Annotated in this window: 9 protein-coding genes and 1 pseudogene; 7 read left to right on the forward strand and 3 right to left on the reverse strand. The window is 30.4% G+C overall.

Going from position 1 to position 12783, the window contains the following annotated elements:
• Positions 1-1734 (reverse strand): annotated as a pseudogene (locus tag CLAVI_RS02080) (hypothetical protein); the annotation flags it as partial.
• Between the two features lie 778 nt (positions 1735-2512).
• Between CLAVI_RS02080 and CLAVI_RS02085 the strand changes: the two are divergent.
• From CLAVI_RS02085 to CLAVI_RS02110, 6 genes are all read left to right on the forward strand, one after another.
• Positions 2513-3910 carry an APC family permease gene (locus tag CLAVI_RS02085; RefSeq protein WP_194843941.1) on the forward strand — a complete coding sequence of 466 codons (1398 nt, stop codon included), beginning with the start codon at positions 2513-2515 and terminating at the stop codon, positions 3908-3910.
• Between the two features lie 180 nt (positions 3911-4090).
• Entirely contained in the window at positions 4091-5002 is a 912-nt protein-coding gene (locus CLAVI_RS02090) for a hypothetical protein (protein WP_194843942.1), read from the forward strand.
• Between the two features lie 159 nt (positions 5003-5161).
• Complete coding sequence (locus CLAVI_RS02095) at positions 5162-6301, forward strand: hypothetical protein (protein WP_194843943.1); 1140 nt, start codon at positions 5162-5164, stop codon at positions 6299-6301.
• A 184-nt stretch (positions 6302-6485) separates the two neighbouring features.
• On the forward strand, positions 6486-7658 hold the full coding sequence (locus tag CLAVI_RS02100; RefSeq protein ID WP_194843944.1) for a hypothetical protein: 1173 nt from the start codon (positions 6486-6488) through the stop codon (positions 7656-7658).
• A 120-nt stretch (positions 7659-7778) separates the two neighbouring features.
• On the forward strand, positions 7779-9044 hold the full coding sequence (locus CLAVI_RS02105) for a hypothetical protein (protein ID WP_194843945.1): 1266 nt from the start codon (positions 7779-7781) through the stop codon (positions 9042-9044).
• A 115-nt stretch (positions 9045-9159) separates the two neighbouring features.
• A complete protein-coding gene (locus CLAVI_RS02110) occupies positions 9160-10386 on the forward strand; it encodes a hypothetical protein (protein WP_194843946.1) in 1227 nt (408 codons plus the stop codon).
• Between the two features lie 185 nt (positions 10387-10571).
• Here the strand turns inward: CLAVI_RS02110 and CLAVI_RS02115 are convergent, their stop codons facing one another.
• Both CLAVI_RS02115 and CLAVI_RS02120 read right to left on the reverse strand, forming a co-directional pair.
• The gene (locus CLAVI_RS02115) at positions 10572-10820 is read right to left on the reverse strand and encodes a hypothetical protein (RefSeq protein WP_194843947.1); all 249 of its coding nucleotides are present in this window, start codon (positions 10818-10820) and stop codon (positions 10572-10574) included.
• 177 nt (positions 10821-10997) lie between these two features.
• Positions 10998-11249, reverse strand: a complete 252-nt coding sequence (locus tag CLAVI_RS02120; RefSeq protein WP_194843948.1) for a hypothetical protein — start codon at positions 11247-11249, stop codon at positions 10998-11000.
• A gap of 275 nt (positions 11250-11524) precedes the next feature.
• Between CLAVI_RS02120 and CLAVI_RS02125 the strand changes: the two genes are divergently transcribed.
• The gene (locus CLAVI_RS02125) at positions 11525-12712 is read left to right on the forward strand and encodes a hypothetical protein (RefSeq protein ID WP_194843949.1); all 1188 of its coding nucleotides are present in this window, start codon (positions 11525-11527) and stop codon (positions 12710-12712) included.
• The last annotated feature ends 71 nt before the right edge of the window (positions 12713-12783 follow it).

Here is a 12783-nt window from a genome sequence, read left to right on the forward strand (position 1 = left end):
TGTTACTGTTAGTCCTCCTTCTGCTATCGTTGTTGCATTTGCTAGGGTTGTTATTCCTGTTACTGACAAGCCTCCTGATGATATTTTCGCTCCTCCTGCAAAAGTTGCTTCTCCTATATGCTCTGAGGTCCCTAATAATGTGGTTGCTTCTGAGACTGTCAACTCTCCTGTTACTGTTGTGATTCCTGCTATCGACGTAGATCCTGTTATTGCAGTAGTACCTGACACTGTTAATCCTCCAGAAGAAATGGTGGCTCCTCCTACTGTTACTGTTAGTCCACCTCGAGAAATTGTGGCTCCTTTTTTTAACGTTGTAGCTTCTGCTACTGTTAAAGATCCAGTTAATGTAGTTGGTCCTTTGATAGCAGTTATTCCAGTAACTGATAACCCTCCTTCTGATATCGCGATTCCTTCAGAAAAAGTGGCTGCTCCAATATGACTGGTTATGCCTTTTAGCGTCGTTTCTCCAGAAACTAGTAATGCTCCAGTAACTGTTCCTCCAGCTAATGGAAGATATGTGTCTATCAAATAATTTAATGGAACCGCATCTGTTAAAGATATAGGTAAAGGCAAACCTGTAATAATATTATTATTTAAATTTAAAGCTCCAGCTAAAGTACCCCCTGATAATGGCAAATACATAAATAAAGTATTAGTTAACGTCCCCAAGTTAACTGCATCATAGGGCTCAATAGGATCTGCTAAAGAAGTGATATTATATTGGGACATATCTAATGGCCCTGTTGACAAAGAACTTGTGCTTGGGGATCCTATAATAGAGAGAGATTTTGCTATGGCTGCTAATTTTTTAGTTAATGTCTGTAAGTTAACTGCATCTTTTGGAGAAATTGGATCTGCTAAGTTTGTAATTCTAAAACCTCCTCCCATATTTAAGTTACCAATTAATGTCCCCCCTGTAATAGGTAATCCAGGTTTTCCCGCTCCTGTAAAGGTCATTGCATTAGAAAATAACTGCTGAACAAATTGATAAGGCACCGCATCTGATGGATTTGATGGCTGTGGTAAGCCTGTAATTGTATTATCTGCCATATCAATTGTGCCACTAAGAACGCCACCAGAAAGAGAAAGAGCATTAAGACTAGTCGTTGTTACATTTTGAAGTATTTGAAAAACACTTTGAAGCGTTGTTACATCTGTAGCAGCAACAGGATCTGCTACCCCTGAAATAGTATTTCCACTTAAAAAAAGCGGCCCTGTTAAAACACCACCTTTTAAATCTAATGCTTTAACAGATGATGCAGTTAAAGAAGAAAGTGCTGCTTTTAAATACTGTAGATTTACTGCATCCATAGGAGCTAAAGGATTTCTTAAATCAGTGACCGTAAAAACCCCTGCCATGCTTAAATTGCCCTCTAAGACATCTCCTTTTTTAGAAACTAATTCTTGCGACTCCAGAGTAATAATCGATGTATTTAAATTTTCAAATTTTACAATATATCCAGGTAATTCAGAAATTTTCTCAGGATACGGTGCAGATCCAATTGTAGTTACAGAAAAAGTATGATCAATTAAGGATCGCTGGAAAGTTTTTTTTCTTGATAAACAGCGCAGTTTTATTTGTTTTTTTTTTACAACGAGTTGTTTTGCTTTTTCTTCTATCTCTCTTAAGGTAATTTGCTTGCATAACCAAACTGATAATTTAATAAAACAAGATTTATTTTTTAATTCTATCTTATTTCTTTTGACGTTACATAAAAAAAATAGATGCTTCAAGCTACATCTATCTTTAACTAAAAAAGGTAATTTATCCTTTTCAAAAATTTCCAATGATTGACTTATCTTTTAAGAATTATTTTTACTTCCTACACCTGTAGCATCATTTCTTTTTCCATTATTTGATTCTTCTTCAAATTCAAAATAATTACTTTCCATAATTTCCTCTCTATCTCTAATACATTATCTCCTTTTCCTTTCGCCAATTAATAATTTTATTTTCATAGCTTAAAACACAAAATCGAAGATTCGTAAAAAAAAAATTTATAAACATTTTTTAGAATTATATTTTTAATAAATTTTATTAAAACACTTATGTTTAATGATTTTAAAACCATAAATTATATTTTAATGGTTTTATCTCTGAACTTTTTTTTAAAAGGAATTTTTAGAAGGAAATTTTTTTTTAACATCTACCCATATTCATTGTCTTTTTAAAAAAAAAATAAATATTGATAGATAAAAATTATGATTGTTTATTATATTCAAGAATAAATTTTATAAAATTAATTATAAAAATATTTTTCAATTTATTTTCATCTAATAACATCTCCTATGATTAATAATTATTCTTGACTGATTTTGATCCTACAACTGCTAAGAAAAACATTGGCTTAATTACATAAATTAGACCATCATTACAATTTAAGAAGTACACCTACTTAGAGTGATATAGATATTTATTATCTGTAACACATAGTTATTAAGATAAATTTCTTTTGTTCTTTTTTAACTTTAATTTTCAAAAAATAAATAATGACTTGTAAGGAAAATTTTCATGCTTCATGAAACCCCTCGAAAATCTAATAAAAAATATTTAAGTACTTTTTCTATAGCTATGCTATCTTTAGGTTCAGTACTTAGCTTAAGAAGCCTGCCATTTTTAGCCCATCATGGACTTGCCATCATCTTTTACTATGGAATGGCTGTAACTTTTTTCATGATACCCTATGCTGTCATAGCAGCTGATCTGGTCTCTATTTTTCCTGGTGGAGTCTTTGTATGGGTAAAAGAAGCCTTTGGCCCTAGGCTAGGATTTTTTTCTATTTGGTTACAATGGTTCCATAGTATTCCATGGTACCCTGCAGTTTTATCTTTTTTTGCCATTAGCATTGCTCGCATGGTATTTCCTGAACTATCTACTAATAAATTTTTTGTTTGGTTTGTTATTCTAATCATGTTCTGGGGACTAACATTTATTAACTTCCTTCACTTATCCTTCTCTTCATACCTCAGCACCATATGCCTTTTCATTGGAACTATTATTCCAGGAGCCCTTCTAATAGGCATGGCCATTATATGGCTCATAAAAGGAAACCCTAGCTTTATATCTTTTTCTTCAAAAGAAATTTTACCTCAATCTAAGGGATTAATGGGATCTATAGCAATGATATCTGCAGCTTTTTTAACGTTTACAGGGCTAGAAACCAATGCTAATTTAATATTAGATATGAAAAATCCTAAAAAAAACTATCCCATTGCTCTTTTTATTGCTGCTGGTCTTTTATTTTTCTTTTTAGTTACTGGTACTCTTTCTATAGCTATGGTTATTCCTAAAAACGAAATTAATCTAATCACAGCATTGATTGACGCCTTAGGGACCTTACTTACATGCACAGGACAAACATGGCCTCTAAAAATACTATCTATTGCCATTCTTTTTGGTATTATTGGACAACTAAATGTTTGGCTGAGCGGCCCCGCAAGGGGATTGTGGCATAGTGCCAATTATGGGTGCTTACATCCTATTTTTACTAAAGTAAATATAAATAACAGCCCTGTTGTTATTTTAATTTTTCAAGCAATACTTGTATCTATTGTTGCTTCATGCTTTTTGTTTATTTCTAACTTTAATTTTGCTTATTGGATTTTGAGCCTCTTTTGCACTCAACTTACATTAACCATGTATATAGTTATGATTTTTGCAGCTATTGTGCTTCATCATCGTTATCCAGAAAAAAAACGAAAAGATGGGCTATTAAAAACTAAATTTTCTATTTGGACAGTAAGTCTTACAGGTCTTATTTCTATCTTTTATACATTTGGCGTTGGATTTATTCCTCCTACCGCTTTAGTTCCTCAAAACCTGCGTTTTACCTATGCATTAGCTATTATTGGAGGATTTTTAGCCTGTATTAGCCTACCTTTTTTGGTTTATTACAATAAAAAGAAATAATATATTTTATTCTATTAAGGCCTTTATAAAATATTATCCTATATTTAAAAATAATTTTTTCTATTTATTAGAAAGTTTTTTTCGACAACCATAACCTTCTACATTTAATGGGATGACCTTTTCAACTGTTGATTTATTTAAATTATTAAAGTAATTTATTACAATTTTAGAGCAATATCTATGCCTACTTTTAATTCTATCCTTTCATCAGTCACTTCCAGAATCCCTAAGACACCTTCTCAAGCCTGCTCTAACATAAAAAAAAAATGTAGCACCTGCTTGAAAATTATAGTTACTACTGGAAAATTGATCTTCATGGGAGGCATGGCTTCTGCAGGTTTTGCTATAGCAATGCATTGTGAATACACTACAAATAGTTGTTTTGTTGTTGCTAATGCAACAATGAATACTCGAAATAAAACGATTATTTTTCCAGCAAATTGCACATCGACAACGATATCTAAATGGAATATCACCTTGTCAGAAGGAAATCGTGATTTACTTAGTGATAACTGCCTACTTCTTAGTCAATCATATGGCATAACTTGCTTATTTTTATCTGTATTTGCTGGAGCACAGCTCTGCATGCTTAAAGTTCCTCTTCAAGCAAGGAAAAATGATCCTGAACCACTTCCACAAGCAAATTATGAAACTCCTGGTTATTTTTCGTCTGCAGAGAGAAAAATGATTCGTCGATATATATATCAAAGCAAAAGAAATACTTGTTTAAAAATTATGAATTTACTGGCTGCTGGCACCTCTGGATTCTTTTGTAGCTCTTTTGAATGGGGATGTCACTCTGTAAGCTCCTCAATATTTTTTTTATCCCCTCTTACAACTACCCCATCTTTATCCAGGCATAATACATTTCTTATAACAAATTGCACCATGGGTCATATTCTTGCTTTAATCTCTGCAGGATTTTTTTCTATAGAATGTGGTTTACTTTTTCTCAAACTTATTTTAAATGATGCCAAAAAGAACACGTCACAAGGACAACAACTTCTGAAACAACTAGAAATTCATAATGTAAGAATAGTAGAGCTAACCAGAGCTTCTTTGCCACCATCACCTCATCCTCTATTACAATAACAAATACAGCTAGTACAGGTCTTCTATCTTCTGCTTCATGGGCATAATTCAAGAAAAATTTAATGAATTTTATTTTTAAATTAATTAGAAAATGATTACTATTTTAATTATAAAAATGTTAAATTAGTTGTTTTTAACATTAATTATTATAATTTTTTTATGAAAATAAAAGATTTATCTTTTTTTAAAGACACTATTTATATTTCTCCACAAATACAAAAAAAATCTTTGTCTTTTCAAGTTCTTTCCTATTTAGAACTATGGCTATCAACAGGTCCATCATGCTGCCCTAACAATAAATATGAATTGCAAAGCAACTCACCTAATTGCACTACTCTATCTATTTTTTCTGCACAAAAAAAAATAAAAAACCCTTACGTGCTCTCCACAAGTAAAAAAATTGCTTTTTATTGTTTAAAAATCTTATCTACTATTTTAATCTTTCCTCGTCTTATTGCTGAATTAATCAGATTTAATCTAAGGAAAGGAATAGAAAATCTTTTGGATTTTCCTATAGTAAAAATAAATCATAAAATTTATAACTCTGAAGCAATAAACTCCCAGATTGCTACAATTTATTCTCAACTTCTTGAACAATCTCCAGTAAATGGAGTTATATATCCAAAATCTTCAAACATATTATATCAATCAGATATTCCTTTAATAATTCCTTTTGAACTAACTCAATACCCTGAATTGACCTTTAAAATAGGAAGGACTCCCCCATTAAGCAATAAAAAATCTCTTTTATCTCAAGAAATAGATAACATGAGAATTGTTGAAAAATGTTTAAAAAAACAAAAGACATTACAGCATTTTTATCTACCTCTTGCTTACATCTATAACGAAGACCAAGAAGATTGGGAAGAGTTTCCTTGCTTCATTATTGAACACAAAAGCAACGAATTGAATTCGAATACATTGCAAGCTTTTAATCTATGGAAAAACAATGAAATAAAAGCTATTCCTGTGTTTGTAGCATTTGCTCGCTTTTTATACACTTCTGGCTACCCTTACACAAACCCTTCAGAGCACATTTTGAATATATCCAAAGACACTATAACCATGACTATTAAAGCTGATAAGGATTTTCATAATTTGAATGACGATTTTACTAAAAATCAAATCTATTTTCTTTTCCAAGATTTACACACAGAAGCCTGCATGGACGCTATTATCCAAAAAATCGTCATGGAAGAAAATGAAACAAAAGGACAATCTGCAGGACTAGTAGTGAAGAATGAGCTGGAAAAAATCAAGCAAGACCGCCTCCAAATGATTGAATCAGAACAACTATAAACAGTTTTAAGAATTCAAACTTCATAGGATAGGGCTATTTTTTGAAATAAAAAAAATTTTACACGCTCATAATTATCAAAAATAAAAATAGTTACAATTTAAAAAACAATTTGTACTATTAGTGTTGACTTTATTTTTTAATTTCTTTTAATATAACAAGTAACCTTTTTACTAAAAACATATTATGTCAAATTCAATTCATAATTTTTCTCAAGAAAAATTAACGAATCTGTCTTTCTTTAAAGATAGCATTCACATTGCTCATCAAATACAAGTGCAATCATCTGCACTTAAAACATTGAATCATCTAGAAACATGGTTATCTAATTCTTCTGCACTAGATCATAATTACCTTGTAGAACAAAATCCTACTGATAAAACGCTATGGATCTTAACACCTAATACTGATCCACAAGTAAATGCATCCCTATCACCAAAAACAAAAGCTATATTAGGAATATTAAAAACATTAGCCACTGTAACTGTAATTCCTAGGTTAATAGCTGAACTCGTAAGATTTGGATTAAGACAATTTTTACAATTAAAGTTATCCTCTGAAAGCATAAATCCTAATGCATTCATGAGTACAGATCACGAAGAATTCAGCACCACAAAACATAGTCCTATCCATGATTATGCCCAACTATTAACCAATGTTGACCCTAACAATAGTTCAACTTACTTAGAAGGAATGAAATACTATTCATCAAAAAATTCACTTATGTGTGTTGAAGCAAAGCAGTTTCCTGGTCTTATCTTTAAAACTATCCAAGGTAATATAGAGACTGCATCAGATACCTATAAAGAAGCTGCTATAGTTTTATATACAACACATAGAAATCTTAAGAAATTACAACAAATTGTTCAGGAAAATGAGTTCCTATCAACTTACATTCATATTCCTCATTCTAGGTACTATGATCAAGAAAATAGTCGACCTTTCCTTCTACAAGAAAAAGTTCCTATTGATCATAGTGTTTCTGCAAATAACATGTGGGAAGACAATGAAAACTCTGCCAGCCTTATTTTTTGCGCTTTAGCACAACTTATCTTTGAAAAAGGAGTTGAATTCTCAGACCCAACTCAATTCACTCTTTATCAAGGCAGCTCTAATCCTGTAGGAAGTATTATAGGAAGAGTTAAATTTATTGAACACAATAGTCGTGATAACCAATTAAAACAGATAAAAAAACTTTTTTCTTATCTTTCTGATCCAGAGTGTATGAATCTCATTATTAAAACATTGGTGAATATAGAAAAAACAATTGATGACAATATAGCCGCCTTATTAGAAAATTCTTTAAGAGATTTAAAAGAAGCGCGTTTAGGAGAAATAGCTAAAAATACTTCTACTTAAATTCTTTTTTTTTTCAAATCAATATATTTTTCTCTTAATTTAGGAATAATTGTAACTATTATTTTTTGAAATAGATTAAAATACTATTTCTTTAATGATATTAATTGATTTGAAAACACTATGCCTATATCAATAACTCGTTATATTCAACCATTTCTATCTAATCCTTTGGGACATAGAGATAATTTGATATTTTCTCCTGAAGTGAAAGCCACATCTAAAATTATCAATATCCTTGCCAATTTAGAAGAATGGTTAAGCTCTGCTCCTTCTTGCTCTCAAAGAACTACATATCAGGTTTTAATAAATCCTTTAAATACTAATACCCATTCTGTATGGCTTACTGAAAATACTTTGCCTTCACACACTACATATAAAAAAAATGCTCTTTTCATCACCTTAAAAGTTCTAGCTACACTGTTAATTATTCCAAGATTAGTCGCTGAAATTATTCGTTTTGGTCTACGCAAATATTTAAACTTTCAACTACAACCAAGATTAGATGCTCCAAAAAAAGTAAAGCATCGACAACATATTATACCAAAAAAGACAGAAACCAATAAATTTCTAGAATTACATAACATAATTCAACTACTAAAAGAAACTATCTTAGATAGAAAGTATCACCCTGAAATTACATACCTTAGTCTACCCACAGACGATTTTAAAAATATTACCTTTACTATTAATAGTTATCCAGGAGTACTGTTTAGAACTATTCTAGGCGTTATATTAAAGGATGGAAGAGTAATACATGCCTCAGCAGGCATTCAAAATTTAGTAAATCAGTTAAATTTTGAAAACTCTATTCGACTTAGTATAAAAAATTTAAAAATAAAACATCTTGAACTATTAAAAAAAATTCCTTGCTTAAAATCTAACGAAGAAGCAGGCCCCTCCCACAGTTCAATACAACTTCAATATGTCATTGAAGAGAATCTTCCTTTGCAATCTTCTGAAAATGCTCTACAAATGTGGAATGAGAATGAAGAACAAATTATACCTTTATTTGTAGAATTAGCTCTTTTATTAGCTGCCATCCCTTTTAATTTCAATGGTCCAGAAAATTGTCAACTAATTCAACAAGATAATGGATCTTATAAAATGCATCTCATTAATCTCTTCCCTATAAATCTTAATGATTTTCCTACATTAGAGACCATAAGTATGAGTACATCTAATGAGCTGATTATTCATCAAATGCTGATATTATTTGATTTTTTACAAACAGAATTATGTATGCAGTCAATTATTAATGCATTAATAATTCAACATCAACACAATCCTTTGGTAGATATATCATTACTTGAAGAAATGCTTATAACAAGCAAGAATAATCGTCTTGATGATCTTGACAACTGTTTTTCTTTTTTTGATGACTTATAAAGTCTTAAATATATTGAAAAATAGTTAGTAAATGAAACTTATAATTAAATAATATACTATAATTTATTAAATTAATAATCTGAAAGAATTCTATATATTTATACATTCAAATATTATGAACCCCTTAAACTGTTTTTCATCTCCACAAAACCAAAAATTATCTTTTTTTAAAGACACACTTGTTTTTTCAAAAAACGAAAAATTTAAATCATTGCATACTAAGATATTAGCTAATTTAGAACTTTGGTTAAATAGCACTCCTAGGTCTATTCAAGGACGTATATTTGAAGTAAGCACTTTTAATAATAACAATCTGAAAAAAAAAACATTAACCCTTTCTAAGGGTTTTTCTTCTCCTTTATCTTCAAAACAAAAAACTATTTTTTTCATTTTAAAAATCGTTGCAACTATTCTTATTTTTCCAAGGCTTATAGCTGAACTGTTACGTTATAAACTTCGATCATATCTGTTCTTAACACAAAAAGACACTCTAATAGAAGTAAATTTTCCTGAAGAAAGATCTCATAACAAGCTCTCTAAAGAAACTCTTACTCTTTTTTTAACTGAACACACTCAAAAAAATATTGAAACAGAAATTCAAAAACTAAAAGAAAAAATTCTTTCCCATCAAGCAAAGAACATCATCTCTTATCTTCCCAGTCATTCTCCCTTTATTCGCTTTCAATTAAAAGAATACCCAAACTTAATCTTTACAACTCATTCCCATGCTGTAGAAGATGAGAGCATATCTCCTTTTCAAGAAATTTTAACAATGACTAAGGATATAAATACTGTTCTCACACAACATGATACAAAATCTTTCTTTGCTATACCTGCTCTTGATCTGACCCATATCAATAACTCTCCAGGATTACTATCCTACATCATTGAAGAAAAAATATTCCCACCTAAAAATCATAACTACATTCAGTGGAAGAATCAAGAAAGCCATATAATACCTATCTTGGTAGCTTTCGCACGCTTATTATTTACCACAGATATTGAATATAAAGGTTGTCATCATTTTCCTCTTATAGTGGATAAAGATAATTGCCTACGCATGGTTTTGGATATTACACAACAAAAAACCCCTGATCCTATTGACTATAGGAGTTTTTTTAAAAGAATGGTTATTTTTTTCAAAGATTTACACACATCAACATGCATGGATGCTATTATCACTGCACTAGTAGAAGAACAAGTACAAGTAAATAACTTTTTTATTAATAATCCACAATATAACGATTCAAACTCAACATACACAAATGACTTTCTTAATCTTAGTGTTGAGGATTTTCATCAACAACTCATAGATATCAAAAAAGTTCGTCTAAAAATCTGAAAAAAATAAAATTATTACTTACAAATTTATTTTTTTCTTCATCTTGACTCTCCTAAAAAAGTCCTGTTTCTGACACAAAATTTTTCCATCGCTGCCAAGATATGCTATTCCTGCGCTCACCTCTTGTACTAAGCATTATAAAGGATGAAGATACTGCAGACTCTTCATCAGATGTGATGATAATCCTACTTTTCTAACATAAACACGTATACATTTGCTAAATACAGACATCCAGAGATTCCCATCATATTTGAACCTATAACACATGCTGGTTCGCTGATTTTTGAAAACAAGCAATGTAAAAAGGTAGTAAAAGAGGACCAATCTGTCACTGAGCTAACATTTTCTAACCCAGTACATTCGTCTTCAGATATTTTTGTAGCAAAGCACTGCCATGTAAGCTCATAACTAAGATAAGCAACTATAGCTGCCATCAATCCCATGTTATTCTTACCACACAAAACAATAATTTTAACTACAAATGATGGCGTAAGTCATTTGCCCACCCCCACTTCTGTTATTGTTATGGGAGTTAATAGTAATTAAGAACATCCCACTTGTTCGAAACATTTTGAAAAGGGAGCTGCTGCTCCTAATCCTTTTGCAACATCTTAAGGCGTTAAAAATAATCCATTACCATTCACTACAAAAGGAAAAGGATGCAGATATTCTTTACATAAATTCTTATCTTTATTCCTTTTATAAAATCTTTTAAAAAACAAAACCAAACAAAGGGGCACTTCTACTGAACATTCTCCCCTTTCATCAACATCCTCTGCCTCTAAAGATACTGTTAAATATTCATGACTTGGTTCAGGTTGTAAGATAGAAGTAACCTGAAGGCATACAGGTATAATCACCAAAAAGTCCCAATAATTCTAGTCTTAGCGAAGCAATACCCTCTATATTATCAGCTATATGGCAACAATTATTCTTGATATTTCTTATAGCTTGTTGTGGCGTCTTTTGACATCTATCTTTGATATTTATTATAGAAATCTATCATTTCATCCTATTTGACATAAAAAATAAAAAATTGTCTTTTTTTTATTAACTAACAAAATAAATAATGTTATTAACAAAATAATCACGTTATAATTATATTTTAATACAGATATTCTTCGTTGGTGAATATAGCATGCAATCAGCACCTCTTGGCGCTCATAATCGTCCTAGTTTTTTCAATGATACAGTTATTTTCTCTAAAGAAGAACAAAGAAATTCTATTAAAGCGCGCTTACTTTCTACCCTAGAGTCCTGGTTATCAACATCATTTTCATCAAAAAATAAACCTGCTTTTAAAATTAGATCCTTTCCAGATTATATTCATAATGAAAAAGCCTATACCATAGAACCTATTGATAAAGTTCCTTTATCAAAAATAAAAAAAGCTCTTTTTATCACATTAAAAACTTTAGCAACCTTATTAATTTTTCCTCGCGCTATCGCTGAAATTATGAGATTTGGATTACGTAGGTCTTTTGATTTAAACGCAAATAAACACTTTAATCAAGTTGAACACCATATTATTAATAAAGATGTTGTAGATGGACCTATTCAGATCAATACAACCTCCTTGAATACAATGGTGCATACTCAAGAACTCTCTGCTTTTTTTTCTTCGAGAAAAAACGATTTATTAGCTCAAAAGCATATTGAAGGCATTTCTTATATACCTATGACATCTGATCAAATTATCTTCGAGAAAATATCCTGTCCTGGCTTTATCTTTAAAATACCTCTCCATTTTACCCAGAAAGAATCCTATTCAGAAATCTCTATAAAAAAATTAAAAAAAGAGATTGATCATAATGACACTATTCAAAATGCTGTTCAAAATTTAAAATTATCCCATCTAGCTGTTCCTCTAAAAGAACTCCTTATAGTAAATTCTGTAGATGATCCTTTTTGTATAATCATGGAAGAAAAATTACAAATTCCCACTTCTGAGAACATTTGGAACACATTACCAGAGCTATGTACCCCAGCATTTATAGAACTTGGTTGCTTACTTGCTACAACTTGTCTTAAATATACCTCATCTTCAAACTTTCCCATTAACCATTCTTCTACAAACACTGTAACTATGCATATTTTAGGCACAAAACATTATGCATACCTTATGAAATCATACACCCCAATCTTTCAACTACAACGCTTTTGTAAAGATTTACCAAATATACAATGTGTCACAACTGTTCTTGAAACTCTTATCTCTAAAGAAAAATTTCTCCCAAAAACCTGTGATAAAGAGACATTTTGTAATCAAATTAAACAATTTTTAAAAAATGAAACATCCCGTCGTAATCACAAAGCTAATATTTAGCATTATTTAATATGATAATTTGTTAAATTTATATTAAACAAAAACTAAAAGCTAATTATTTATTTTTTTAT

The sequence above is a fragment of the Candidatus Clavichlamydia salmonicola genome, assembly GCF_015356765.1.
Taxonomy (GTDB): domain Bacteria; phylum Chlamydiota; class Chlamydiia; order Chlamydiales; family Chlamydiaceae; genus Clavichlamydia; species Clavichlamydia salmonicola.